The 23,773-nt window shown below is 70.1% G+C and carries 24 protein-coding genes; 18 read left to right on the forward strand and 6 right to left on the reverse strand.

Going from position 1 to position 23,773, the window contains the following annotated elements; genetic code table 11:
- Window position 1 precedes the first annotated feature (1 nt).
- Window positions 2–1,300: an ATP-grasp domain-containing protein gene (locus H4W30_RS24430; RefSeq protein WP_192744995.1), complete on the reverse strand. Its 1,299-nt coding sequence runs from the start codon at window positions 1,298–1,300 to the stop codon at window positions 2–4.
- Window positions 1,301–1,374: 74 nt separating this feature from the next.
- Between H4W30_RS24430 and H4W30_RS24435 the strand changes: the two genes are divergently transcribed.
- From H4W30_RS24435 to H4W30_RS24445, 3 genes are read left to right on the forward strand one after another with little or no spacing between them, the layout of a single operon-like run.
- Window positions 1,375–2,889 (forward strand): FAD-dependent oxidoreductase, encoded by a 1,515-nt coding sequence (locus H4W30_RS24435; RefSeq protein ID WP_192744996.1) that lies wholly within the window; start codon window positions 1,375–1,377, stop codon window positions 2,887–2,889.
- Complete coding sequence (locus tag H4W30_RS24440; RefSeq protein WP_192744997.1) at window positions 2,889–3,986, forward strand: carboxylate-amine ligase; 1,098 nt, start codon at window positions 2,889–2,891, stop codon at window positions 3,984–3,986. The genes H4W30_RS24435 and H4W30_RS24440 overlap by 1 nt, the downstream gene beginning before the upstream one ends.
- A gap of 18 nt (window positions 3,987–4,004) precedes the next feature.
- Window positions 4,005–5,015: an iron-containing redox enzyme family protein gene (locus H4W30_RS24445; RefSeq protein ID WP_192744998.1), complete on the forward strand. Its 1,011-nt coding sequence runs from the start codon at window positions 4,005–4,007 to the stop codon at window positions 5,013–5,015.
- On the opposite strand, the gene H4W30_RS24450 is transcribed toward H4W30_RS24445, so the two are convergent.
- Both H4W30_RS24450 and H4W30_RS24455 read right to left on the reverse strand, forming a co-directional pair.
- Complete coding sequence (locus H4W30_RS24450; RefSeq protein WP_034322975.1) at window positions 4,983–5,198, reverse strand: CDGSH iron-sulfur domain-containing protein; 216 nt, start codon at window positions 5,196–5,198, stop codon at window positions 4,983–4,985. The genes H4W30_RS24445 and H4W30_RS24450 overlap by 33 nt on opposite strands.
- On the reverse strand, window positions 5,182–5,874 hold the full coding sequence (locus H4W30_RS24455) for a methyltransferase (protein WP_192744999.1): 693 nt from the start codon (window positions 5,872–5,874) through the stop codon (window positions 5,182–5,184). Before H4W30_RS24455 ends, H4W30_RS24450 begins: the two co-directional genes overlap by 17 nt.
- 359 nt (window positions 5,875–6,233) lie before the next feature.
- On the opposite strand from H4W30_RS24455, the gene H4W30_RS24460 reads away from it, so the two are divergent.
- Genes H4W30_RS24460 through H4W30_RS24470 form a run of 3 tightly spaced genes read left to right on the forward strand, consistent with a single transcriptional unit; the run spans window position 6,234 to window position 8,906 of the window.
- On the forward strand, window positions 6,234–6,665 hold the full coding sequence (locus H4W30_RS24460; RefSeq protein ID WP_192745000.1) for a DUF4383 domain-containing protein: 432 nt from the start codon (window positions 6,234–6,236) through the stop codon (window positions 6,663–6,665).
- A 28-nt stretch (window positions 6,666–6,693) separates the two neighbouring features.
- The gene (locus H4W30_RS24465; protein ID WP_192745001.1) at window positions 6,694–7,659 is read left to right on the forward strand and encodes a glycosyltransferase; all 966 of its coding nucleotides are present in this window, start codon (window positions 6,694–6,696) and stop codon (window positions 7,657–7,659) included.
- Between the two features lie 29 nt (window positions 7,660–7,688).
- On the forward strand, window positions 7,689–8,906 hold the full coding sequence (locus tag H4W30_RS24470; RefSeq protein WP_192745002.1) for a glycosyltransferase: 1,218 nt from the start codon (window positions 7,689–7,691) through the stop codon (window positions 8,904–8,906).
- Between the two features lie 353 nt (window positions 8,907–9,259).
- Here H4W30_RS24470 and H4W30_RS24475 read toward each other — a convergent pair whose 3' ends face one another.
- From H4W30_RS24475 to H4W30_RS24485, 3 genes are read right to left on the reverse strand one after another with little or no spacing between them, the layout of a single operon-like run.
- Window positions 9,260–10,165 (reverse strand): glycosyltransferase family 2 protein, encoded by a 906-nt coding sequence (locus tag H4W30_RS24475; protein WP_192745003.1) that lies wholly within the window; start codon window positions 10,163–10,165, stop codon window positions 9,260–9,262.
- A complete protein-coding gene (locus tag H4W30_RS24480) occupies window positions 10,155–11,027 on the reverse strand; it encodes a glycosyltransferase family 2 protein (RefSeq protein WP_192745004.1) in 873 nt (290 codons plus the stop codon). Before H4W30_RS24480 ends, H4W30_RS24475 begins: the two co-directional genes overlap by 11 nt.
- On the reverse strand, window positions 11,024–11,911 hold the full coding sequence (locus H4W30_RS24485) for a polysaccharide pyruvyl transferase family protein (RefSeq protein WP_225949856.1): 888 nt from the start codon (window positions 11,909–11,911) through the stop codon (window positions 11,024–11,026). Before H4W30_RS24485 ends, H4W30_RS24480 begins: the two co-directional genes overlap by 4 nt.
- Window positions 11,912–11,981: 70 nt before the next feature.
- Between H4W30_RS24485 and H4W30_RS24490 the strand changes: the two genes are divergently transcribed.
- The 12 genes from H4W30_RS24490 to H4W30_RS24545 all read left to right on the forward strand — a co-directional run bounded on the left by H4W30_RS24490 (window position 11,982) and on the right by H4W30_RS24545 (window position 23,449).
- Complete coding sequence (locus H4W30_RS24490; RefSeq protein ID WP_192745005.1) at window positions 11,982–12,941, forward strand: UDP-glucuronic acid decarboxylase family protein; 960 nt, start codon at window positions 11,982–11,984, stop codon at window positions 12,939–12,941.
- A gap of 226 nt (window positions 12,942–13,167) precedes the next feature.
- Window positions 13,168–14,790, forward strand: a complete 1,623-nt coding sequence (locus H4W30_RS24495) for a carbamoyltransferase family protein (protein WP_192745006.1) — start codon at window positions 13,168–13,170, stop codon at window positions 14,788–14,790.
- A gap of 15 nt (window positions 14,791–14,805) precedes the next feature.
- Window positions 14,806–15,369 carry a D-sedoheptulose-7-phosphate isomerase gene (locus H4W30_RS24500; protein ID WP_192745007.1) on the forward strand — a complete coding sequence of 188 codons (564 nt, stop codon included), beginning with the start codon at window positions 14,806–14,808 and terminating at the stop codon, window positions 15,367–15,369.
- Complete coding sequence (locus H4W30_RS24505) at window positions 15,366–16,724, forward strand: PfkB family carbohydrate kinase (RefSeq protein ID WP_192745008.1); 1,359 nt, start codon at window positions 15,366–15,368, stop codon at window positions 16,722–16,724. Before H4W30_RS24500 ends, H4W30_RS24505 begins: the two co-directional genes overlap by 4 nt.
- On the forward strand, window positions 16,724–17,410 hold the full coding sequence (locus H4W30_RS24510) for an SDR family oxidoreductase (protein WP_192746801.1): 687 nt from the start codon (window positions 16,724–16,726) through the stop codon (window positions 17,408–17,410). The genes H4W30_RS24505 and H4W30_RS24510 overlap by 1 nt, the downstream gene beginning before the upstream one ends.
- A complete protein-coding gene (locus H4W30_RS24515; protein WP_192745009.1) occupies window positions 17,401–18,345 on the forward strand; it encodes a glycosyltransferase family 9 protein in 945 nt (314 codons plus the stop codon). The genes H4W30_RS24510 and H4W30_RS24515 overlap by 10 nt, the downstream gene beginning before the upstream one ends.
- Window positions 18,338–19,648 (forward strand): UDP-glucose dehydrogenase family protein, encoded by a 1,311-nt coding sequence (locus H4W30_RS24520; protein WP_192745010.1) that lies wholly within the window; start codon window positions 18,338–18,340, stop codon window positions 19,646–19,648. The genes H4W30_RS24515 and H4W30_RS24520 overlap by 8 nt, the downstream gene beginning before the upstream one ends.
- Window positions 19,645–20,256 (forward strand): flavodoxin family protein, encoded by a 612-nt coding sequence (locus H4W30_RS24525; protein ID WP_192745011.1) that lies wholly within the window; start codon window positions 19,645–19,647, stop codon window positions 20,254–20,256. Before H4W30_RS24520 ends, H4W30_RS24525 begins: the two co-directional genes overlap by 4 nt.
- Before the next feature lie 41 nt (window positions 20,257–20,297).
- Window positions 20,298–20,678 carry a hypothetical protein gene (locus H4W30_RS24530; RefSeq protein ID WP_192745012.1) on the forward strand — a complete coding sequence of 127 codons (381 nt, stop codon included), beginning with the start codon at window positions 20,298–20,300 and terminating at the stop codon, window positions 20,676–20,678.
- Between the two features lie 98 nt (window positions 20,679–20,776).
- Window positions 20,777–21,451 (forward strand): DUF6766 family protein, encoded by a 675-nt coding sequence (locus H4W30_RS24535; protein WP_192745013.1) that lies wholly within the window; start codon window positions 20,777–20,779, stop codon window positions 21,449–21,451.
- A gap of 62 nt (window positions 21,452–21,513) precedes the next feature.
- Complete coding sequence (locus H4W30_RS24540) at window positions 21,514–22,077, forward strand: hemerythrin domain-containing protein (protein ID WP_192745014.1); 564 nt, start codon at window positions 21,514–21,516, stop codon at window positions 22,075–22,077.
- 232 nt (window positions 22,078–22,309) lie between these two features.
- Window positions 22,310–23,449, forward strand: a complete 1,140-nt coding sequence (locus H4W30_RS24545; RefSeq protein ID WP_225950200.1) for a recombinase family protein — start codon at window positions 22,310–22,312, stop codon at window positions 23,447–23,449.
- Window positions 23,450–23,773: the final 324 nt, after the last annotated feature.

Here is a 23,773-nt window from a genome sequence, read left to right on the forward strand (position 1 = left end):
GCTATCCCTCCTCGAAGTCGAACCGCAGCGCCTCGACGCACCGGCGGTATTTGCTCTCCATCTCCCGTTCGGTCTGCGCCGCGACGAAGATGTGCGCGAGCTCGTAGCTGTAGCTGTCCTGTTCGGGCAGGTCGGAGAGCCGGATCCCCTTTTCGGCCACCGGCTCGATCTTCACCCCGGGGATCTCCGCCTCCAGGTCCGCGATCTCGCCGCGGGTGGGCACCCGGGTGACCAGCGCGTCGCGGAAGCGGCGGTAGTACCACTTGCCCGCGATCCGGTAGTCGCCGCGGTTCCGCCGCGTCCGGGGATCCTGGCCAAGGCCCAGCTGGACCATGATCTGGTGGTTCGCCACCCCGTCGACGTATTCGAACAGCTCCGCGTGGGACTGCGAATGCCGCGGGTTGATCTCCAGCAGGCAGGCCTGCCCGGATTCGGGGTGACAGAAGAACTCGATGCTGAACGTGGCGTTGTCGAAGCCGATCTGCTCCATGACGCGGACGGAGATCTCCTTCATCCGCTCGACGGCGTCTTCGGGCAGCTGCGACGGATATTGGTGTCGCTGGAACGACGTGGTATCGGGGTAGTTGATCGAATCGAGTACACCGTAGACGGTGACCTGTCCTTTGTAGACGTAGCCTTCGGTCGCGGCCTGCACACCGTTGAGCTCGCCTTCCGCCAGGCAGGCCGCACCTCCGGCTTCGGCCACCTCGGCGGGAAGATCGACCGTGGCGAGGACGCGCTCGAAGGGCTTGCCGACCCTGTCCACGCCCGCCCGGATCTCCGCGACGGCCTTGTCGAACTCGTCCTCGTCACCGACGTGGAAGGCCAGCTCCGACGAGAACGACTTCACCGGCTTGAGCCACATGGGGTAGTCGACGCCTTCCGGCGGACGCGGGTCGTCCTCGTCCAGGTCGACGATGCCGAACGCCGGCACCTCGTCGATCACCTTCGACTGTTCGAGCCTGCTCCAGTACTTGTGCTCGCATTTCAGCACGGCTTCCAGCGAAACACCGGGAAGACCGTACTTCTCGCACAGCATGGCCACCATCGTCGAAGACGGGAAGTCCCAGTAGCTGACGATCGCGTCGATCGAGCCGTCGAAGGCGTCCAGCTGCGCCTCGGCCTTCTCCACGAGTTCCACGATCGGGATCTCGCCGTGCTGGAGTTCCTCGGGCTCCAGCAAGCCGTGGAAGCGATACCGGTCGGCGCCGGGAATTCGTCTCAGCACCTCGTCGTTGCTGTCGTCGAGGCCGATGACGAAGATGTTCTTTTCCTCTGGGGACGTGGAGGATGTGGTCATAGGCAAGTGCTACCCGCTCCGAAGTTCCGGAAAACCCTGGTTTGCCCCTGTCGCCGCCAGGGAATCCGGCCGTCATGACGGAGTTGCCCGGAACGCGTTCACTGTGGCTCGACACCGCCCCCGCTCCCGACCGCACCGGAACGCCGCTGCCGGCCGAGGTCGACGTCGCCGTGCTCGGCGGCGGTATCGCCGGGCTCACGACGGCGTACCGGCTGGCGAGGGCGGGCCGTTCGGTCCTGGTGCTGGAGTCGGGCCGCCTCGCGGCGGGGGTTTCCGGCCACACGACCGCGAAGATCAGCACCCAGCACGGGCTCAAGTACGCCACGCTGGCCAAGACCAAGGGTTCCGAAGCCGCCGCGACGTACGCGTACACGCAGGCGGCCGCGCTGGACTGGATCGCCGCGGCCACGGCCGAACTCGGCATCGACTGCGGCTTCACCCGCGCCGACAGTTTCGTCTACACCACCCACCCCGGGACGATCGAAAGCCTCGAACGCGAGGCGGAAGCGGCCGCCGAGGCCGGGCTCCCGGCCTCCTACGTCACCGAGGTCGACCTCGACGTGCCCGCCCTCGGCGCGGTGAAATTCGCCTCACAGGCGCACTTCCATCCGCGCCGCTGGCTGCTCGCGCTGGCCGACGAGATCGAGCGCGCGGGCGGGACGATCGTCGAGGGTGTGCGGGCGGAAGGCGTCGACGAACTCGGCGGCGTCAAGGTGCGCACCAGTTCCGGCGAAGTCCGGGCGGGCGAGGTCGTGGTGGCGACCCATTATCCAGTGTTCGACCGCGGCCTGTTCTTCGCCCGGCTCGACCCGGTGCGCGACCTGGTCGTCGCCGGCCCGGTCGAGGGCAACCGCCCACCGGAGGGGATGTACCTCGACGCCGACACCCATCACTCCGTGCGGAGCTACCTCAAGGACGGCGTCCCCTACGCGGTCGTGGGCGGCGAGCACTACCGCGTCGGCGACTCCGTCGACGTCGAAAGCCGCTACGAACGGCTGGCGAGCTGGGCGGGCGAGCACGCGGGCGTGCACCGGGTCACCCACCGGTGGTCCGCCCATGATCTGTCTACTTTGGACTCCGTACCGTATGTCGGGCGTTATCACCCGGCGAGCCGCCATCTCTGGGTCGCCACCGGCTTCGGCCAGTGGGGCATGACCGGCGGTACCGCGGCCGGGCTGCTCCTCGCGGATCTCCTGACCGGACGCGACAACCCGTCCGCGGGTCTGTACGACCCGAACCGCTTCGACCTCCGGTCCGCGATCTCGACCGTCGAGAACAACGCCACGGTGGCGAAGTTCCTGGTCGGTGACCATCTCAGCGCGCTGCGCAAACCCGCCTCCTTGGACGAGATCCAGCCCGGTGAAGCGAAGGTGACCCGTGACGGTGGCGAACTCGTCGCCGCCTATCGCGATCCGGGCGGCGAACTGCACGCCGTCGGTGCCCACTGCACCCATCTGGGCTGCCTTGTCGCGTTCAACAACGCGGAGAAGACCTGGGACTGCCCTTGCCACGGTTCGCGGTTCGACCTGGACGGGTCGGTGATCCAGGGGCCGGCCGTCCGCGCGCTGCCGAAGAAGCGGGAGCGGTGATGACCGGTATCGGTATCGAAGAGGAGTTCCTGCTGGTCGATCCCAGGACCGGGGTGAGCTGTCCCCGGGCCGAGGCGGTGCTCGAACGGCACCGGATCTGCTGTCCGCTGCCGGAGGGCGCCGCGGTCCACCGTGAACTGCGGCCGACCCAGATCGAGGCCGCCACCGGCGTCTGCGAAACCGCCGACGAGCTGTACGAACACCTCACCGCCGGGCGCCGCACGCTCGCCGAAGCGGCGGCGGGCGAGGACTGCGCCATTCTCGCCTCCGGCACTCCCCCGCGTCCCTCGCCCGAGCGCGACTACGGCGCCGACGACCGGTTCGGCAAGGTCGACGCGCTGTACGCGGGCGTGGTCAAGGCCTACGAAGCCTGCGGATGCCACGTGCACGTCGGCGTTCCCGACCGGGAGACCGCGGTCGCCGTCGTCAATCACCTGGGTGAATGGCTGCCCACGTTGCTGGCGCTGTCGGGCAACTCGCCCTTCGAGGGCGGCCGCGACACCGGTTACGAGAGCTGGCGGATGGTCGAGCAGAGCCGTTTCCCCGGCTCGGGCGTCGCACCGTACTTCACCGACGCCGCCGCCTACGAGGAGCAGGTCGGACGGCTGGTCGACTGCGGTGTCCTCGTGGACGAGCACCAGACCTTCTGGCTCGCGAGGCCGTCCGCGCGGTGGCCGACGGTCGAGGTCCGCGCCGCCGACACCGCGTCCACTGTCGACGAAGCCGTTCTTCAGGGCCTGCTGACCCGCGCGCTGGTGCGCACCGCACTCGCCGACTTGGACCGCGGGGTGGAGGCCACCCCGCTGGATCCGCAGATTACCGCCGCGGCGGTGTGGTCGGCCGCGCGTCACGGCCTTTCGGGGCCGGCCATCGACCCGGCGGCGGGAAAGCCGGTCCCCGTGGGAGACCGGGTCGCCACGCTGCTGGCGCACACCAAGGAGGCGCTGGAGGAAACCGGCGACGCGGAACTCGTCCGCACCCTTCTGGGGCAGCTGGAACGGGAGGGCACCGGCGCCGAACGGCAGCGCCGGGCCGCCGCCGACGGCGAGGTCGCCGTGTTGCGGATGCTGACCGAAGAGACGGTTCCGCACGCCTAGATCGGGTACTCCCGGGGCATGACGACGATCGACCGTGAGGTGGCCGCGAGGCTGCCCGAGATCCGCGGCCCGCTTTCGGCCGCCGTGGTGGACACTTTGGCGGGCGGCCGCCGCGACGACTTCGACCTCGAGGCGGCGACCGACGCCGACCCGTTCGGGGAAGACCTGCAACTGGCGCTGCACGTCTGTTACGAGCTGCACTACCAGGGCTTCGACGGTGTCGACTCCGAATGGGAATGGGACTCCCGCCTGCTCGGATTCCGGTCCGTTCTGGAGCACGCGTTCCTCGACGGGATCCGCGCCGCCGTACCCGGCGGCGACGACGTCGCCGGGCTGCTGGACGAGTTGCTCGTCGAACCGGTCGACGGGGGCGGCGTCTCCCACTTCCTGCGTGACGAGGGCGAATGGTGGCACGTCGAGGAGTACTTCGCGCACCGGTCGATCTATCACCTCAAGGAGGCCGATCCCCACGCGTGGGTGATCCCGCGGCTGCGGGGCAGGGCCAAGGCGGCGCTGGTCGCGGTGGAGTTCGACGAGTTCGGCGGCGGGCGGGCCGACCAGGCGCATTCCCGTCTGTTCGCGGATCTGCTGACCGCGGCGGGCCTGTCGCCCGGCTACCTCGCCTACCTCGACCACGTCCCGGCCACCATGCTCGCGACGGTGAACATGATGTCGCTGTTCGGCCTGCACCGGAGCCTGCGCGGCGCGCTCGTCGGGCATTTCGCCGCCGCCGAGATCACCACCGCGCCCGCCGCCAGGCGCATGGATCAGGCGCTGGAGCGCCTCGGCGGGCCCGCCGAATGCCGGTACTTCTACACCGAGCACATCGAGGCCGACGCGGTGCACGAACAGGTCCTGCGGCACGACGTCGTCGGTGACCTGCTGGAGCGGGAACCGGGCCTGGCGGCGGATATCGCGCTGGGCGTCCAGGCCACCGACCTGCTGGAGGGCCGGCTGACCGAGCACCTGATGGGTACCTGGTCAGCCGGCGAAAGCTCACTCCTGAGGCCGCTGCACCCCTTGGCGTGAACGGCGGCGGTGACTGGTATCGCAGAACGGGTAACGCTTGCTGCGGCGACAGGCGCAGAGGGCGACCACGAAGCGATCCGAGGTCACCGTCTCGCCGTCTTCGGTGACGATCTCGACCGGCCCCTCCACCAGGAGGGGCCCGCCGGGTTCGATCCGGACCCTGGTCTCACGGCCGGTCGGCACGGATCACCACCAGTTCCTCGTGCCGCTGCCCGGCGCCGATCAGGCCCGCCGCCTCGAGGAAGGCCGCCCGCGCCCGCATGACGGGCCCGAACGGGATCGACCGGGTGGCGACCACCGAAGGCGTCAATCCCGCGGCTCGCAGCTGCTCCAGCGACTTGCCGGGGCCGGCGACCGCGGAGTGGACCATCAACAGGTAGCCGCCCGGCGCCACCAGGGTCGACGCCCCGGCGCACACCTGGTCGAGCACGATCCGGCCGTCCGGCCCGGCGTCCCACGCCCGGGCGGCCCCGACCGCCGCCACCGGGGACGGAACATACGGCGGGTTCGCGAGGACGACGTCGAACGGTCCGCCGCGCGCCGCTTCCGGCAGGCCGCCACGTAGCGGCCGCACGGGGAGCCGGCGCACCCGCGAATTGACCCACACCGCGGCCAGCGCCCGCCGGGAGATGTCGGCCGCCGTGACCGATCCCGCGCCGTGCGCCGCGGCCGCCAGGGCGAGTGCGCCCGTCCCGGTGCAGAGGTCCAGGACTCTCGCCCCCGCGGGCATCCCTGACTTGCTCAACTCGCCCGCCAGCATCCAGGTGTCGTGTTGCGGGCGGTACACCCCCGGGGGTCGCAGCAGCCGTGGCCGCGCCGGGGCAAGTGGAATCGCTGCTGCGTTGGAGATCGCGGTCATGTCCCCTCCGGGTTTCGCCGATGTTGCTCCCGGCTACCCCGGTCGTGTGGTGCCAAACGTCCACAATGGCCGGCGATCCGAGGGTTGGACAGGCCCAGCAGGGGGTAGCCGCAGGGACAAGCGACCGAAGGAGGCCCAGGTGGAGAAGAAGGCCGACCCCGGCGAGAAACGAGACGAGGAAGAACGCGAAGAGGTCCGCGGGGAGCAGGGCACCTCGTCCGGGGACCCCCACGACGACACCGACCCGCAATCCGGCTGAGCCGGTGCGCGAAACTCCCCCGGCTCGCCCGGCCGGGGGAGTTTCGCGGCGTCTCCACGGGGTATCCGACGGGCTTCTGGCGAAACAGGAGGCTTTTCCGATGAATCTGCGTACGACAGGCTTCCTCCTGCGACCGGTGGTGCTGCTCATCGCACTGGTCCATCTCGTGCTGGGTGTACTCGGCTTCTTCTTCCTTCCCGAGGCGAACCAGGCGGGCGAGAACACGCTGTGGATCTTCAGCGCGACCGGGATGCTCGACGTCATCCGCACCGTGCTCGGGGCGCTCGGCGTGATCGCGTTCTTGAAACCGTCCGCGATCCCGGCCTACTGCTGGCTGGCTTTCGTGGCGTTCGCCGGGCTGACCGCGTTCGGTGTCCTTTCGGCGGGTACCGACATGTCCGGGGACGCCGTCAACCTCAGCTGGGCTGACAACGTCCTCCACGCGCTGACCTCGCTGGCGGCCCTCGTGATCGGTATCGCGGCCACCCGTGTCTCCCGGCGGAAGCAAAGTAAGACAACGGAAAACGTTTAGTCCGTCCACAACGGGCAACCTGGCGGGTATGACGAAAACGGCCCCGCTCCGGATCCTCCTGTGGCACGTCCACGGATCCTGGACCGAATCCTTCGTGCAGGGCGGCCATCGCTATCACTTGCCGCTGCTCGCCGAGGGCGGGCCTTGGGGACGCGGTCTCAGCGGCCGTGACTGGCCCTCCGCCGAGGAGATCCCGGTCGACGAGCTGAAAGACCACGACTTCGACGTCGTCGTACTCCAGCGGCCCGAGGAGATCCACCTGGCGGCGCGGTGGCTGCACCGCCGTCCCGGCAAGGAAGTCCCCGCCGTCTACGTCGAGCACAACACACCCCGGGAGCACGCGGCCACGACCCGGCATCCGCTGGCCGACCGGGACGACATCCCGCTGGTCCACGTGACCCACTTCAACGAACTGATGTGGGACTCCGGTCTCGCGCCCACGGTGGTCGTCCCGCACGGCATCCCCGATCCGGGTGAGCGCTACACCGGGGAACTCCCCCACGGCGCCGCCCTGATCAACGAACCGGCGCGGCGCGGGCGGATCACCGGAACCGATCTGCTCCCCGCCTTCGCGGAGATCGCACCGGTCGACGTATTCGGGATCGGCAGTGAAGAACTCGAAGGCCGTCATCCCGCGGTGCGTCCCGGCGGCGACCTGCGCAGCCGGGAACTCCACGCCGAGGCCGCCCGGCGCCGCGTCTACCTGCACACCGCCCGGTGGACGTCGCTGGGGCTCTCGTTGCTCGAAGCGATGCACCTCGGCATGCCGGTCGTCGCGCTGGCGACCACCGAAGCCGTTCTCGCGGTCCCGCCCGACGCCGGCGCCGTCTCGACGGACATCGACGTACTCGCGCGGGCCTACCGCGAACTGATCCATGAACCCGATTTCGCCGTCTTGGCAGGGAAATCCGCTCGCGAGTTCGCCTTGAGCCATTACGGGCTCGACGCGTTCCTCGACCGCTGGGACGCCCTGCTGACCGAGGTGACCGCTTGACCACGCCGACCGCGGCGGGAAGGAGTCCGATGAGGATCGCGATGGTTTCCGAACACGCCAGCCCGCTCGCCGCGCTCGGCGGCGTGGACGCCGGTGGCCAGAACGTCCATGTCGCCGAGCTTTCCGCCGCGCTGAGCAGGCAGGGCCACGACGTCACCGTCTACACGCGGCGCGAGAACCGGCGCGTCGCCGCGACGGTCGAGACGCCGGACGGCTACCGCGTCGTCCATGTCCCGGCGGGCCCGGCGAGGAAGCTGCCGAAGGACGAACTGCTGCCGCATATGGGGGAATTCGGGCGGGTGCTGCGCTCCCGCTGGGCCAAGGACCGGCCGGACGTCGTCCACGCGCATTTCTGGATGTCCGGCCTGGCTTCGATTCTCGCGGCGAAGGATCTCGGCATCCCGGTGACCCAGACCTTTCACGCGCTGGGCGTGGTGAAACGACGCTATCAAGGCAAAAAGGACACGAGCCCGGCCGAACGGATCCGGCTCGAACGGATGATCGCCAAACAGGCCGACCGGGTGATCGCGACCTGTTCGGACGAGGTCTTCGAACTCGTGCGGATGGGCCTGCCGCGCTCACGCGCCTCGGTCGTCCCGTGCGGAGTCGACCTGACCGAGTTCACCCCGGACGGTGAAACCGCACCCCGCACGGCCCGGCACCGGATCGTCAGCGTCGGAAGGCTGGTGCCGCGCAAGGGTTTCGACCTCGCCATCGCCGCGCTGCCCTCGCTCCCGGACACGGAACTGGTCATCGCCGGCGGCCCGGACTCCGGCCCGCTCGCCGGGGCTCCGGAAGTGCGGCGGCTTCAGGCGATCGCCGACCGGGCCGCCGTCGCCGACCGCGTACGCCTGCCGGGCCTGGTGTCCCGTGAGAACATGCCCGCCCTCCTGCGCTCCGCCGACGCGGTGGTGTGCACGCCTTGGTACGAACCGTTCGGCATCGTGCCCCTCGAGGCGATGGCGTGCGGTGTCCCGGTCGTGGCGACCGCCGTGGGCGGGCTGACCGACACCGTGGTCGACGGCGTCACTGGTCTGCTGGTGCCGCCTCGAAGCCCGAAGGACCTGGCGGCGGCGCTGCGGCGGCTTCTCGGCGACGCTTCGGCGCGCGAGTCGTTCGGGATCGCGGGGACCGACCGGGTTCGGGCGCGGTACTCGTGGGATCGGGTGGCGGCGGATACTTTGCGCGCTTACGGGCGCGTTTCGAGTGGGGAGACTGAGGTGGCTACCGCCGCTTCGCCTTCTTGAGCTTTGCTGCCCGGCGCGCGTGTCGCGAAAGTGGCTTTCGGGACGTCTGATGTCCCGAAAGTGGCTTTCAGGACATGGCTCACTGCAGCCGGTGTTGCGAAAGCCGCTTTCGCAACGTTGAAGGTTGCGAAAGCGGCTTTCGCAACGCTGGCCGCAGGAGGATGTCCCGAAAGTGGCTTTCGGGGCACCGGCCGGAGGGGTGTGTGGAAATAGAGACAGTGAACGCCCTATTTCCACACACCCACCACGCTCGGTCACTCTCGTCCATGATCGGGCGCCGTGGTGCTCGGTCACCAAGCCCAATCCGGCGCGCATGTCGCGAAAGTGGCTTTCGCATCACCCCAAGAACCAGCTCACCCCACATACCGTCGCGCGACCGAGTTCCGCTGCGACTCCTCCAGCAGCACCAGCCCCCGCTCCACCCCGGCGGGCACCACCGCGCGCTCCCGCAGCACCCACGGGATCCCCCGCACCGCTTCCGCCACCGCCGCGAACGTCGCCCGGTCGAAGGGCGCCGAACGCAGCACCGCGACCATCCGGCGCGCGATGCTGCCGAGAGGACGTCTCAACCACAACGTCCACAGCGTGTTCCGGATGCCGAGCTGCCGTCGCCGCCGCGGATCGCGGACGGCCGAGGGGGCGTGATGGATCACCATCTCCTCGTCCCAGCACATCCACCAGCCCTTGGCCGCGAGGTCGAGGGCGAACAGCTCTTCCTCTCCCCCGAGCCACATCCGGTCGGAAAAGCCGCCGACGTCATGGAAGGCACGGACGCGGACGGCCGACAGGCCCGCCATGACGCCCAGCAGCGCCGGGCCGGGCAGCCAATCCGGGCCGGGGACCGGCGAATACCGCAGTTCCGGGGTGATCGGATCCTCGGTCAGCGACGGCTCCACCAGGCACCGCCCGGTCACCACACCCAGTCCGGGGTGGGCGTCGAGCTGCTCGGCGGCGCGCCGCAGTGATCCCGGCTGCCACCGGGTGTCGTCGTCGCAGAACGCCACATACGGCGTCTCCACCTCACGGACGGCGAGATTGCGCGCGACGGCGCCGAGGTTCCGCGGCGAGCGGATCACCCGGATCGACGGGAACCGTTGCTCGACCGCGTCCGCCGTGCCGTCGCCGGAAGCGTTGTCCACCACCACGATCGGCGCCGCGTCGGGCAACGCGGTCATCGAGCCGAGGGTCTCCAGCAGTTGCGCGCGCCGGTTGTGCGTGATCACCACGACCGTGATCCGGTCCGTCACTTCATCCTCCATGGGCGTGTTCCAGAACGCGGATGCGGCGCTCCACTGAAGCGGGCAGCCGTTGCCGGTCGGCGAGCGCGCGGGGCAGCCGCCGCAGCACCCCGGCGAGGGCGCCGAGCACATGTGGTTCCCGGGGAACCCTTGCCAGCACACGGAATCCTTCGGCCAGACAGCGACGCAGGGGCCGCCTCATCACTGTGATCAGCATCCGGTTGCGAAGTTCGGCGCGCTCACGCCACGACGACGAAGGCCGCACCGGCGATGGATGGTGGTGCGCCCGCACGTCCTCCGCGTAGCAGAGCCACCAGCCGCGCGCCGCCAGATCGTAGGACAGCAGCCGCTCCTCGGCACCGAAATGCAGCAGGGGATGGAAACCCGCGGCCTGCAGATAGGCGGTCCGGCGGACGACCGCGGAGCAGGCGAGGAACCCGAGTACGGCCGGCCCGGGAAGCCCGTCGGGCCTGCCGAGCGGGCTGGCGGCCATCAACGAGACGACCGGGTCCTCCTGTTCCGCTTCACCCACCAGGGTTTTCGCGGCGACCAGGCCGACGTCTTCGTGGGTGTCGAGGATGCGCTCGGCCTCGGCGAGCGCGTCGTCAGCCCACCAGGAATCGTCGTCGCTGAAGGCGACGTACGGCGTCCGCGCCACCGCGACCCCGAGATTCCGCGCGGACACACCGATGTTGCGTGGCAACCGGACGACGCGCACGCCCGGGAACGTGGCGGCCATGTCCGCCGTACCGTCGGAAGAGCCGTTGTCCACCACCACGATCGGCGGTGGGGGCCGCAGCGCCGCCAGCCGCCGCAACGTCCGTTCCAGTTCCGGGGCCCGATCGCGCGTGGCGATCACCACCGTCGTCGCGGGCGCGCTCATCGCACCGGCCTGGTCTTGAGCGCCTTCACCATCTCCCGCACGAGCCCGTCGTCACCGGGCAGCGCGCGCAACGCGGCCACCGCCCGGCCCTGCACCGAAGAACACCAGCGCCACCAGGAGTCGAGCACGTCACGGTTGCCCGCCTCCTCGGCCGGGACGAGCGCGGGCCAGCCGAGCGCGTCCGCCTGCGCGGTGACCTTGCCGCCGCCCTCGACCGGGTCGATGGCCAGTGCGGGCACGCCCGCCTGAAGGCTCAGTGCCAGCCCGTGCAGCCGCGTCGTGACCACGACGTCGAGATGCGACAGAATCGAGGTGAACTGGTCCGGTGTCTCACAGCGTTCCCAATCCGACGCCGCCAGCCGCGTGTCGAGCGGCACCCTGGCGCAGTCCACCCCGGCGATCCACTCCTTCACCGAGGCGTGCACCGCCGCGTGCCGGCCGAAGTCGCCGTATTCCCGCTGTTCCGGCGCCAGGATCACGCCGGTCACCAGAACCGTGTCGGTCGGCACGCCGAGGGAGAGATCCGGCGCGCCGACCCCGCCCCGGTCCCGCGCGAAGACCTCGTCGAAGGCCGTGACCGTGTCGTCCTCCGGATCGATCACCGAGACCCCGACGGCGATCCGGCGGCAGTGGGCGAACCTGCGATGCACCTCGCGCACCTGCCTGCCGTGCGCGGGCCCGCAGACGAACACCACGTGGCTGTACCGTGCCGGATCCACCTCTTCGTAGTTCACGTCGCCCGGCCGGTACACCGGGCTCCACGCCAGGTCGTGCGGAAGCCCCATGGTCGACAGCGCCTCACCGACCCTGCGCATGCTGAGTACGTCTCCTGCCGTCGCTTCGCCGTGCCGGAAGCTCGCCCAGCCGATCACCAATGCACGCATATCGGAGGCGTACCCGGCATCGGCGGATTCACACGGTTTTTCCCGCCTTCACCGGGGGTAGCCAGTCGCCATGGACAGAGTGCTGGTGACCGGGGGCGCGGGTTTCGTCGGCTCGCATCTGTGCGAACGCCTGCTGGACGCGGGAACGGAGGTCGTCGCGGCCGACAATTTCGCCACGGCCGTCATGGCCAACGTGGCCCATCTCCTCGACCGTCCGGGGTTCCGGCTCCTCTCCCGTGACGTCACCGTTCCGATGAGCGCGCCGGGCCCGTTCGACGCCGTCTTCCATCTGGCATCGGCCGCGTCGCCCCGTGACTATTTCCGCCTTCCGCTCGAGACGCTGCGCGCGGGCTCGCACGGCACCGAGCGGGCGCTGGACATCGCCGAACGCGACGGCGCGCGATTCGTCCTCGCCTCGACGAGCGAGGTGTACGGCGACCCGCGGGAGCACCCGCAGCGCGAGGAATACTGGGGCCACGTGAACCCGATCGGACCGCGCAGCGTCTACGACGAAGCCAAGCGGTACGCCGAAGCGCTCACTTCGGCCATGCGCCGGGAACGGGGCGTGAACACCGGCATAGCGCGGATCTTCAACACCTACGGCCCGCGGATGCGCCCCGACGACGGCCGCATGATCCCGACGTTCATCGGGCAGGCGCTGGCGGGCGAACCGCTCACCGTGACCGGCACCGGCGATCAGACCCGTTCCCTGTGCTACGTCGACGACACGGTCCGCGGGCTGATCGCGCTGGCCGATTCCGACGTGCCCGGCCCGGTGAATCTGGGCAATCCGCACGAACTCACCGTCCGGCGGATCGCGGAGGAGATCCTCGCGGTCACCGGCAGCGCGTCGCGGATCGAGTATGTCGAAGCGGCGGTCGACGATCCGTCCCGCCGGTGCCCGGACATCTCCCGTGCCCGCCGGGAACTCGGCTGGGAGCCGGAAGTCCCACTGACGGAAGGACTTCCGCGCACCGTCGCCTGGTTCGCGCGGCCGCGGTCCGGCCCGTACCCGGCCGCCGGCGCCTGAACGTTCACCCCGCCGCGTGTCGCGAAAGCCACTTTCGGGACGTCAGATGTCCCGAAAGTGGCTTTCGCGACGCCTCGGCACTCCAGTGAATCCCCCGAGAGACGCTTCGCTCTGTAGCGACGTCCTGGGCTTTTACGCCGCATCGTTTATCGCCGACCGCACCGGGTAGCGCTACGGGAGTAAGCGCGGGTCACGGCCCGCGTCCCCCGACCGGAGAGGTGGCCCGGTGCGCATACTCGGTGTCAACGCCGTTTTCCACGACCCGGCCGCGGCCCTCGTGGTCGACGGCGAAATCGTGGCCGCGGCGGAGGAAGAACGGTTCAGCCGTCGCAAGCACGGCAAGCGGCCGGTGCCGTTCTCCGCTTGGGAACAACCTGCCGAAGCCGCCGCGTGGTGTCTGGCGGAGGCCGGAATCTCCGCGCAGGATCTCGACGCCGTCGGCTATTCGTACGATCCGGCGCTCGTCGAGCCGGGTCTGGCGGGGCACGACGGGAAGAACGAATGCCTCCGCACCGATTTCGCCCGCCGGGCGCCCGCGTTCCTCAAGGCGGCCTTGCCGGGGCTGGATCCCGCGACCGTACGGTTCGTCCGGCATCACGTCGCGCACGCCGCCTCGGCCGCGCTCGCCGCGCCGTTCGACGACTGCGCGGTCCTGGTGGCCGACGGCCGGGGCGAGAGCACGTCCTATCTCGCGGGCGAGTACCGCGACGGCAAGTTCGAGGAGCTGGCCGAGCAACGGCTCCCCCATTCACTCGGGCTGATGTACGAGGACCTCACCGAGCACCTCGGGTTCGCCCGCTCCAGCGACGAGTACAAGGTCATGGCGCTGGCCTCCTACGGGAAGCCCCGCTTCCTCGACCGGATCGCGGAAAGCGTGCACACCAACGGTCTCGGGTTCCGCACCGACGAGATCGACTGGGCCTCCTTCGCGCCCGCCGTCGAACCGGGGCAGGAACCCGGTCAGGTCCACGCCGACCTGACCGCGAGCGTGCAACGCTGCCTGGAGGACGTGCTGCTCGAACTCGCGGCCAAGATCCACGAGCACACCGGGCACACCGACCTCGCGATGGCGGGCGGGATCGCGCTCAACTGCGTGGCCAACACCCGGCTCCACGCCGAGGGACCGTTCGACCGGATCTGGGTCCAGCCCGCCGCCGGTGACGCCGGTACCGCGCTCGGCGCGGCCCTGCAGCTCGCGGCCGACTTCGGGGAACGCGGTCGCCCGATGACCGGCGCGGACCTGGGCCGCGGCTGGACGGACGACCAGCTGGAGAACGCGCTCAAGACCGCGAACGTCCGCTACGAACGGCCGGACGACGTCGCCGAGGCCGTCGCCGAAGCGCTGGCCGAAGACCGGATCGTGGCCTGGTTCCAGGGCCGGTCCGAATTCGGCCCCCGCGCGCTCGGCCACCGTTCGCTGCTCGCGCATCCCGGCCACGAGGCCAATCTGGAACGGCTGAACGACGTGAAGGGCCGCGAGCAGTTCCGCCCGGTCGCCCCCATGGTGCTCGCCGAACGCGCGGGCGAGATCTTCTCCCGCGGCCCGCTTCCCAGTCCGTACATGCTTTTCGTGCACGACGTCGCGCCGAAGTGGCGGGATCGCATCCCCGCCGTCACCCATGTCGACGGCACCGCCCGCGTGCAGACCGTCGACCCGGGCGAGGAACCGCTCGTGGCGCGCATGCTCGGCGCGTTCGAACGGCGTACCGGCGTCCCGGCCGTGGTCAACACCAGCCTCAACACCGCGGGGAGGCCGATGGTCGATTCCCCGCGCGACGCGCTGGAGTGCTTCGGTTCGGCCCCCATCGACCTGCTCGCCCTCGGACCTTTCGTGGTCCGCCGTCCCTGACCTTGGAGGTGTGTCGTGATCGAAGAACACTTCGCAGCGTTGAGCGAGGCCGCCGGGAAGTCAGCTTCCTGGTCGCCGAAGATCCGTGACTGGGGTGACCATCTGGCCACCGTGCTGTCCTCGGGCGGACGGCTGCTCGCGTGCGGCAACGGCGGGAGCGCCGCCGAAGCCCAGCATCTCACCGGCGAGCTGGTCGGCCGGTTCCGCAACGACCGGCAGCCGTTCTCGGCGATCGCCCTGCACGCGGACACCTCCGCCGTGACGGCCATCGTCAACGACTACGGCGAGCACGAGGTCTTCGCCCGCCAGGTGCGCGCGCACGGCCGCTCCGGCGACATCCTCGTCTGCCTTTCGACCAGCGGAGGGAGCCAGAACGTCGTCGCGGCCGCGAAGGCCGCCCACGAACTCGGCATCACCACCTGGGCGATCACCGGCCCCTCCCCCAACCCGCTGGCCGCGCTGTGCGACGACGCGATCCCGGTGGAGGCGCCGTCGACGGCCACCGTGCAGGAGGTCCATCTCGCGCTGGTGCACGCTCTGTGCACCGCGTTCGACGACGCGCTGGGGGTGCCCACGTGAGGCCGCTGGTCGTGCTGGGCGACGCCTTGCTGGACATCGACGTCGACGGCACGTCGGACCGGCTCTGCCCGGACGCGCCGGTCCCCGTGGTCGACCTCGCCCGTGAATGGCGGCGGCCGGGCGGCGCCGGGCTGGCCGCGTTGCTCGCGGCCCGGTCCACCGCCGAGGTCGTCCTCGTCACCCCGCTGGGTGGCGACCAAGCGGGCCGCACCTTGGCGGGGCTTCTGGAGCGCGAGGTCCGGGTGGTGCCGATGCCGTTGTGCGGCACCACCGTCACCAAGACGCGGGTTCGCGCCGCCGGACAGTCCCTGGTCCGCCTCGACAGCGGTGACGGGAGGGCTGAGCACTCGCCGCTCACCGCCGGCGTGCGTGAAGCGCTGCGTTCGGCGGGCGCGATCCTCGTCGCCGACTACGGCCGTGGCGTGACCGGCCATCCGGAGGTCCGGGAGCTGCTCGCCGAACTGGCGGGCACCATCCCGGTCGTCTGGGATCCGCATCCCCGCGGAGCCGAGCCGGTCGCGGGAATCCGGCTCGCCACCCCGAATCTCGCCGAATCCGAGCAGCTCACCGAGTCCCGCGCCGACGCCGAGGACCTGGCGAAGCAGGTGCACTCGCTCTGGAAGGCCGACGCGGTCTGTGTCACCACGGGGTCCCGTGGCGCGGTGCTGACCGAGGGCGGCTCGTGCACCACATTCCGGCCGCCGTCGGGCGTCGTCGCCAAGGACACTTGCGGCGCGGGTGACCGCTTCGCGTCCGCGGTCACCGCCGCGCTGCTCGACGGGGCGTCCACCGCCGACGCGGTGGCCACAGGGGTCGAGACGGCGGCGCGGTTCGTCGCCACGGGTGGCGCCGCCACGCTGTCCACTGTGGACAACGAACCGCGGCCGGAGACCGCGCACCACGGCGCTTCGGCGTTCGACGTGGCCGCACGGGTCCGCGCGCGAGGCGGCAGGCTCGTCGCCACCGGTGGCTGTTTCGACCTGCTGCACCCCGGACACGCCAGTCTGCTCCGGCAGGCTCGCGCCTTGGGCGACGCCCTCGTCGTCTGCCTCAATTCCGACGCCTCCGTGCGCGGCCTGAAGGGTCCGGGACGGCCGATCGTGACCGCCAGGGACCGCGCCAGGCTGCTCACCGAGCTCTCGTCGGTCGACGCCGTCGTGGTGTTCGACGAACCCGATCCCGCCGCGGTACTCGACCGCCTCCGCCCGGACGTCTGGGTCAAGGGCGGCGACTACGCGGACACGGAACTACCCGAAAGCGCCGTCGTGCGCCGGCACGGCGGCGAGATCGTCCTGATCCCGACCATCCGCGGCTATTCCACCACCCGGCTGGTGGCCGCGGCGGAAGGAGCATGATGCGCCCTCTCGGCAACGTCCTGATCACCGGCGGCGCCTCCGGACTCGGTGCCGCGACCGTCGAAGCCGTCCGCGAAGCGGGTGGTACGCCCCTTGTCATCGACCGCGCCGAACCGGCGGCCGACGTCGCCTTCGTCCGGGCCGACCTGGCCGATTCCGCCGCGGCCGCGAGCGCCGTGGACGAGCTCGCCCAACGGGCGGGCGGCATCGACGGCGTCTTCACCGCAGCGGGGACCGACGCGTGCGGCGCCCTCGACGAAGTGTCCACAGAGGACTGGGAACGCGTCGTGCGGGTCAATCTGCTCGGCACGGCGGCGGTCGTCCGCGCGGCGCTGCCCCATCTGCGGCTGAGCCACGGCACGGTGGTGACCTGCGCGTCGACGCTGGGGCTGCGGGTGGCCGGGGACGCGAGCGCCTACTGCGCCTCGAAATTCGGCGTCGTCGGCTTCACCAGGGCACTCGCCATGGAGCTGGCGGGCCGGGTCGGGGTGACCCTGCTCGTCCCCGGCGGGATGCACACGGCGTTCTTCGACGACCGGGCCGAGCAGTACAAGCCGCCGCCGGACGCGAAACTCAACCAGCCCGAGCATGTCGCGGCTTCGGTGGTGTTCGCGCTGTCCCAGCCGCCAGGCTGCGAGGTCCGCGAACTCGTGGTGTGCGCTTCGGAAGAGGGGTCGTGGCCGTGACCAGTGGCATCCTCGTGCTGCGCGCCCTCGGCCTGGGGGATCTGCTCACCGCGATTCCCGCGCTGCGGGCACTGCGCCGCGCCTTCGACGGCGAGCGGCTGGTGCTCGCCGCACCCGAGAAGCTGCGCGACATCGTCGAACTGATCGACGCGGTGGACGAGCTGCTCCCGACGGCCGGTCTGGGCGAACTGTCCTGGCCCGGCGAGCCGCCGCGGCTGGCGGTCAACCTGCACGGCCGCGGCCCGGAGAGCATCCACGACCTGCTCGCCCAGGAGCCGCTCGAACTGATCACGTACCGGCATCCGGACTTCCCGGGCGTCGACGGCCCGGACTGGCCCGCCGAAGCGCACGAAGTCGACCGCTGGTGCCGTCTGCTGGAGGCCGCCCGCATCCCGGCCGACCGCACCGATCTCGCGCTGCCGCCGCCGCCCGGTCCCAGCCCGGCGGCGGGCGCGGTGGTGATCCACCCCGGGGCCGCGTTCGCCGCCCGGCGCTGGCCGCCGGACCGGTACGCGCGGGTGGCGCGGGCGCTCTCCGGAAGTCACCGGGTGGTCGTCACGGGAAACGCGGCGGAAGCACCGCTCGCCCGCGAGATCGCCGAAGCGGCCGGGCTGCCGGCCGAGTCGGTGCTCGCCGGCGACGGGCTCGCCGAACTGGCCGCGACCGTGGCCGAAGCGCGGCTGGTCATCTGCGGCGACACCGGTGTCGGGCACCTCGCCACCGCATACGGGACGCCGTCGGTCCTGCTGTTCGGGCCGACCCCGCCGAGGCTGTGGGGCCCGCCTCCCGAGGCCCGGCAGCACACCGTCCTCTGGGTGGGCGACGTCGGCGATCCGCACGGCGAAGCCCCGGATCCTGGGTTGCTGCTGCTACGTGAGGAGCGCGTCCTCGCCGCGGCCGAAGGCCTGCTGGCCGCGGGGGCATCCCGTGGGTGAGCGGGTCGGGGTGATCGGCGCCGGCTACGTCGGGCTCACGAGCGCCGCGTGCTTCACCCAGCTGGGGCATCAGGTGGTCTGCGTCGACAACGATCAGTCCAAAGTGGAGGCCCTGCGGCGCGGCGAGGTCACCATCGTCGAGCCGGGGCTCACGGAACTCGTCCGGGACGGCCTGGGCTGTGGACGGCTCCGGTTCACCACCACGCCGGACGAGCTGTCCGATGTGGACTTCGTGTTTCTGTGCCTACCCACTCCGGAAGGGAAGGACGGTGCCGCCGACGTCCGGGTGCTGGAAGAGGTCGTTGCCACGCTTCCCGGGCTGCTGCGGCCGGGGTGTGTCGTCGTCACCAAGTCCACCGTCCCGGTCGGCACCGGGGCCCGGCTGACGGAGCTGCTCGGGCGGCCGGATCTGCCCGTGGTGAGCAATCCCGAGTTCCTCCGCGAGGGGCACGCCGTCGAAGACTTCCTGACGCCCGACCGGATCGTCCTCGGTGCGGTGCCGGAGCACCGGGCGTCCGCCGAACGGGTGGCCGCGTTGTACGGCGAGACGAACGCGCCGGTGTGGTTCACCGATCCGGCCAGCGCCGAGCTCACGAAGTACGCCAGCAACGCGTTCCTGGCGCTGAAAGTGTCCTATGTGAACGTCCTCGCCGAACTGTGCGAGCACTACGGCGCCGACATCCGCGACGTCGGGCGGCTCATGGGGCTCGATTCCCGGATCGGCCCCGCCTTCCTCGTGCCGGGCCCCGGCTGGGGCGGCTCGTGCCTGCCCAAGGACACCGCCGCGCTGCTGCGGACCGCCGACCACGCTGGCGTCGACTTCGGCATCCTGCGTGACGCCATGAAGGCCAACGCGCGCCAGCGGGCGGCCGTCGTGCGGAAGATCCGCCTCGCGATCACCGGGGTTTCGGACGGCTCGCTCTCGGGCATCCGTATCGGGTTGCTCGGGCTGGCGTTCAAGGCGGGGACCGGGGATCTGCGCGAGTCCCCCGCGCTCGCGGTCGCGCGGGAGCTCGCCAGGAGCGGCGCGGTGCTGACCGCGTACGACCCCGGTGTCGAGGCCGTCGAACCGGACATCGTCCAGGTCGTCGACGACCCGTACCTGGTCGCGAAGGACGCGGCGGCGCTGGTGGTGCTCACCGAGTGGCCCGAGTTCCGCGAGCTCGACTGGGAACGGCTCGCCGCCGCCACCGAGCGCGCCGTCGTCGTCGACGCCAGGAATCTCCTGGATCCGGCGACCGTCGGCGAGGCGGGCTTCACCCATACGGGGCTCGGTACCGACCCGAACAGGAGGACAGGATGACCCAGCCGTTGAAGGCCCTCGCACTGGTGTGCTCGCTCAAACCGTCGCCGGCGCCATCGAGCAGCGCGCTGATCGCCCAGCAGCTGCTCGACGAACTGGCCGGGCACGGCGCCACCGGCGAACTCGTGCGCGTGGTCGACCACGACGTCAAACCCGGCGTGGAAGGCGACATGGGCGACGGTGACGCCTGGCCGGAGATCCGCCGGAAGATCGCCGCGGCCGACATCCTGCTGATCTCCACGCCGACCTGGGTCGGCCACATGTCCAGTGTGGCCCAGCGCGTGCTGGAACGGCTCGACGCCGAACTGTCCGAAACGGACGAAGAGGGCAGGCCCGCGATGTTCGGCAAGGTCGGTGTCACCGCCGTCGTCGGCAACGAGGACGGCGCCCACAAGATCACCGCAGACCTGTTCCAGGCCCTCAACGACGTCGGATTCACCGTGCCCGCCCAGGGCGGGACCTATTGGAACGGCGAGGCGATGAAGGGCGGCGACTACAACGATCTCGACGAAACGCCCGAAGCGGTCGCCTCGACCAACGCGACCCTCGCGCGCAACGCCGTCCACTTGGCGAACCTGCTGAGGGAGAAGCAGTACCCCGCTTCCTGACGCCAAGTGTGAACGACGCCACACCGGGGTACCCCGTCTCCATGATCGTCAAAACCCTGGCGTTCGGTATTTGCCTGCTGCTCGCCGGCTGTACCGGAGCGAGTGGGCAAGGGCCGGCGAAAGAGGCCGCCGCGCGGTTCCTCGGCGCGCTCGCGTCGGGTGATCACCGCTCGGCGTGCGCGCTGCTGGCGCCCCGGGCCCAGGAGTCCTGGGCACCCGAGAGCTGTGAACGCGGCCTGGCGGGCGCGGACGTCCCGGGCGGAACGCCCGAAACGGTTTCCGTCTGGAGCGAAGAAGCCCAGGTGAAGACCGCCCGCGACACCCTCTTCCTGCACGAATCCTCCACCGGATGGGTGATCACGGGCGCGGGCTGCCGCCACCGGAACGAGCAGGTCTACGACTGCGCGGTGGGTGGACCGTGAAAGCGCGCCCGGTGTTCACCGTCTACCTCGTCTTCGTCGTGGCCGTTCTCGGCTATTGCGTCCTACTGGGCCTGCTCCACCGGTGAAGGAGGCGGAAGATGCGGCGCTTTCTCCGGGACAACGCCCTCTCGCTGGCGTTCGGGCTGCTGTTCCTGCTGAGCCTCGCGGGACAGGCATTCGCGGGCCTCGCCGCCTACAACGACAGGCGGCTCACGCACGCCGCCGAACCGATCGGCCTGCTCGACTATCTGACGTCCGCCGACTTCGCCGTCGATGTCGCCGAAAACTGGCAATCGGAATACCTGCAGTTCTTCCTGTACGTGTTCGCGACCGTGTGGCTGCTTCAGCGCGGCTCCCCGGAATCGAAACCGGCGGGGCGGGCCGGGCTGGAATCGGACGAAGAGCAGCAGATCGGAAGGCATTCGACGGCCGATTCGCCGAAATGGGCACGGGCGGGCGGCTGGCGCACGGGAATCTTCTCGATGTCGCTCGGACTGGTGATGCTTGGGCTGTTCCTGCTGTCCTGGCTGGCCCAGTCCGTGGCCGGGATGAGCGCCTACAACGCCGAGCAGCTCACCGAATTCGGTGATCCGGAGACGTGGTTCGGCTATCTGGCGTCGTCGGACTTCTGGAACCGCACCCTGCAGAACTGGCAGTCGGAATTCCTCGCCATCGGCTCGATGGCGGTGTTCAGCGTCTACCTGCGCCAGCGCGGCTCCCCCGAATCGAAACCCGTCGGCGCGCCGCACCACGTCACCGACGAATCCGGGTGATTGAACCGCGGGGAACGGGTATCCGTGCGGCGTCGGACTGACGAGCACGGACAGGAGTGTCCATGACCACCACCACGAAACACGACCTCGTCTCGGTGATCACCGAGGACCACCGCGCCTTCGAACGGATCTTCCAGGAACTCGAATCCGGCAAGGGCGGTGATCAGCACCGCAAGGACCTCGCGGACCACGTGATCGCCGAACTCGTGCGGCATTCGATCGCCGAAGAGCAGCACATGTATCCCGCCGCACGGAAGCACCTTCCGGACGGCGACGAGGTCGCCGACCACGAGATCGAGGAGCACGCCGAAGCCGAACGCGTGATGAACGACCTCATCGGCCTGGACCCGTCGGACAAGCGGTTCGACGAACTGGTCGGCAAGCTGATCGAGGACGTCCGGCACCATATCGAAGAGGAAGAGAGCGACCTGCTGCCGAAGCTGCAGGCCGCCTGCTCGCCGGAAGATCTGCGGGAACTGGGTGAGAAGGTGTTGCGGGCCAAGGAGATCGCGCCGACGCGGCCGCATCCCGCCGCTCCCGACCGGCCGCCGGCGAACCGGATCCTCGCGCCGGGGACGGCGTTCATCGACAAGATCCGGGACGCGCTGGCGGGCCGCGCCACCTGAGCTTGCCGGAATGCCGTGAAGGCCTCCTTGGCGGCTTTTCAACTTAGGTTCCCGAACTCATGAACGGAACCCAAGCCAAAAACGGTGCTGGACCTGCGGGAACGTGGGTCCAGCACTCCACCACTGATCATGTCCCTGCCCTGGTGTTGCGTGCTGTGTCGGCTAGACTCGGCGTGCACGAAATGGGGTCCAATGACGACCGCCGCCCAGCGAGCTTGCTGGGGGTTTGTTCATGACGAAAGCTTTGACTCGCCGTCTGTCGGGTCGTCGTCTGTCAGAGGTAATCGACTCTGGGGAGTATCCGCAGCTGCGCGCGGTCATTTACGCGAGGGCGTCGAACGCGGTCAAGGGTCGGAAGGTCTCGGTGGCCTCGCAGATCGCGACGGGCCGCAAGTTCTGCTCCCAACACGGCATCGCCGTGGTCGCGGTCCTGGTGGACAACAACCTGTCGGGGTCGCGGTACGCGACCGAGGAACGCCAGGACTACAACGAGGCGTTGCGGCTGTTGTCGACCGGGCAGGCAAACACGCTGTGGACGTGGGAGAACTCCCGGGCTCAGCGGAACCTGTCGGTGTTCGCCAAGCTGCGCGACATTCTGGAAAAGGTCGGGGGCTACTGGGCTTACGACGACCGGATCTATGACATGAACGATCCGGACGACCGGATCGACACCGCCGAGGACGCCGTCGACGCGGAGCGGGAGTCGGAGAAGATCCGCAAGCGGACCCGCCGGGGTGTCGAGGCTCGCGCAATGGAAGGGCTGTGGGCTGGCCCGCTGGGCTACGGGTACCGGATCGTCTATGACCAGCGGACAGGCGAGGCGCACCGTGAGGTGGATCCGGAGACGGCGCCGTTCGCGGAGGCGATCGTGGACCGGTTGATCGAGGAACCGAACGCGTCGGTGCTGGCGCGGGAGCTGATCGAGGCGGGTGTTCCGTGCGCTCGCGGTCACGTGTGGCGGGCAGACCACGTGAAGAAGCTGCAACACCTTGAGCGCGTCGGAGAACCCGGAGATCCCGAGCTTGAGCGTCTGCAGGATCGCCACGGCCGCGAGCCCGGCAGCAGGAACCGCCAGCAACGACCCCGACGCGGTGGCCGCGACCGACCCGAGACCGCCCAACGCGGTCCCGGCCTGCCCGGCACCGGCCGCCATCGCCCCGTACTTCAAGGTGGCCAGACCGACCGCGCCCGAGTGCAGCGCTATCGCACCGGTCGCCGACCGCATCCGCGAGTCCACGTCGGACAGGCCGCGGATACTCGCGCCGACCGACTTGTCCAGGACGACCTTGAGCGTGATGTTCTGCCCGTCGAGACGGCGTTTCAGCGCAGCGAAGCGGGTTTCGGCCGGTTCAGAGTCCAGCTCGGCCACTAGCCGGATCGCGATCTGATCGCCTTCACGGGCGGCGACGTGCAGCTGTTCGCGCAGCAGCGCGGTTTTCACCTCGGCCGACAGGCTGACCTTCGGGGCCTGCCCTTCGGCCTCACGGACTTGGTCGCGGAGGTGACGTCCGAGACCCTGCAACGAGGGCGTGATCTTGAGGTAGGCGTGAGCGACCGAGGCCACGGGCGTTCACCACCTGGACGAAAATCAGTCGTTGCGTATCCACAACGCGATCTCGCGCAACGACTTCAGCTCCGCGCCACCTGGCGCGTTCTCCGTGCGGGAGTTGATGGCGTTCGACAGTGGTTCCCATGT

The organism is Amycolatopsis roodepoortensis (assembly GCF_014873915.1).
Taxonomy (GTDB): domain Bacteria; phylum Actinomycetota; class Actinomycetes; order Mycobacteriales; family Pseudonocardiaceae; genus Amycolatopsis; species Amycolatopsis roodepoortensis.

What these genes read in the sequence shown, in the direction of transcription:
- H4W30_RS24470 (WP_192745002.1), top strand. Translation starts at nt 7,689, where the DNA reads ATGAGGATCGCGATGGTTTCCGAACACGCCAGCCCGCTCGCCGCGCTC.
- H4W30_RS24535 (WP_192745013.1), top strand. Translation starts at nt 20,777, where the DNA reads ATGCGGCGCTTTCTCCGGGACAACGCCCTCTCGCTGGCGTTCGGGCTG.
- H4W30_RS24490 (WP_192745005.1), top strand. Translation starts at nt 11,982, where the DNA reads ATGGACAGAGTGCTGGTGACCGGGGGCGCGGGTTTCGTCGGCTCGCAT.
- H4W30_RS24480 (WP_192745004.1), bottom strand. Translation starts at nt 11,027, where the DNA reads ATGAGCGCGCCCGCGACGACGGTGGTGATCGCCACGCGCGATCGGGCC.
- H4W30_RS24510 (WP_192746801.1), top strand. Translation starts at nt 16,724, where the DNA reads ATGCGCCCTCTCGGCAACGTCCTGATCACCGGCGGCGCCTCCGGACTC.
- H4W30_RS24475 (WP_192745003.1), bottom strand. Translation starts at nt 10,165, where the DNA reads ATGGAGGATGAAGTGACGGACCGGATCACGGTCGTGGTGATCACGCAC.
- H4W30_RS24465 (WP_192745001.1), top strand. Translation starts at nt 6,694, where the DNA reads ATGACGAAAACGGCCCCGCTCCGGATCCTCCTGTGGCACGTCCACGGA.
- H4W30_RS24485 (WP_225949856.1), bottom strand. Translation starts at nt 11,911, where the DNA reads ATGCGTGCATTGGTGATCGGCTGGGCGAGCTTCCGGCACGGCGAAGCG.
- H4W30_RS24525 (WP_192745011.1), top strand. Translation starts at nt 19,645, where the DNA reads ATGACCCAGCCGTTGAAGGCCCTCGCACTGGTGTGCTCGCTCAAACCG.
- H4W30_RS24545 (WP_225950200.1), top strand. Translation starts at nt 22,310, where the DNA reads ATGACGAAAGCTTTGACTCGCCGTCTGTCGGGTCGTCGTCTGTCAGAG.
- H4W30_RS24440 (WP_192744997.1), top strand. Translation starts at nt 2,889, where the DNA reads ATGACCGGTATCGGTATCGAAGAGGAGTTCCTGCTGGTCGATCCCAGG.
- H4W30_RS24435 (WP_192744996.1), top strand. Translation starts at nt 1,375, where the DNA reads ATGACGGAGTTGCCCGGAACGCGTTCACTGTGGCTCGACACCGCCCCC.
- H4W30_RS24530 (WP_192745012.1), top strand. Translation starts at nt 20,298, where the DNA reads ATGATCGTCAAAACCCTGGCGTTCGGTATTTGCCTGCTGCTCGCCGGC.
- H4W30_RS24540 (WP_192745014.1), top strand. Translation starts at nt 21,514, where the DNA reads ATGACCACCACCACGAAACACGACCTCGTCTCGGTGATCACCGAGGAC.
- H4W30_RS24430 (WP_192744995.1), bottom strand. Translation starts at nt 1,300, where the DNA reads ATGACCACATCCTCCACGTCCCCAGAGGAAAAGAACATCTTCGTCATC.
- H4W30_RS24455 (WP_192744999.1), bottom strand. Translation starts at nt 5,874, where the DNA reads ATGACCGCGATCTCCAACGCAGCAGCGATTCCACTTGCCCCGGCGCGG.
- H4W30_RS24460 (WP_192745000.1), top strand. Translation starts at nt 6,234, where the DNA reads ATGAATCTGCGTACGACAGGCTTCCTCCTGCGACCGGTGGTGCTGCTC.
- H4W30_RS24445 (WP_192744998.1), top strand. Translation starts at nt 4,005, where the DNA reads ATGACGACGATCGACCGTGAGGTGGCCGCGAGGCTGCCCGAGATCCGC.